Below are 257 nucleotides of genomic sequence, written 5' to 3' on the forward strand. Positions count from 1 at the left end.
GTTTAAATACTTGCAGGCATGTTATTACAACTAGCATAGTAACTTACGGTTGCTGGCCAATCGGAAAAGATACCCATTACACCTACGTCTTGCGCTAACACATCAACCACAGTGAACATATCGCCATCGTTATCTATAACATCACTAATTGACTGATAATAATAACCGCCACCTTGTTTTAGAGGGCCTGAGCGCTCAAGACTCCATGCAATGATATTAAGCCCCGCGGCTTTAGCGTCAATGGCATACTGTGAGGG

The 257-nt window shown here is 43.6% G+C and carries 1 pseudogene; it reads right to left on the reverse strand.

The features are described from left to right. Positions 1-2: 2 nt before the first annotated feature. Positions 3-257 (reverse strand): annotated as a pseudogene (locus AAEY88_RS14390) (glycerophosphodiester phosphodiesterase); the annotation flags it as partial.

It is taken from the genome of Psychrobacter sp. CAL346-MNA-CIBAN-0220 (assembly GCF_040309805.1).
GTDB lineage: Bacteria > Pseudomonadota > Gammaproteobacteria > Pseudomonadales > Moraxellaceae > Psychrobacter.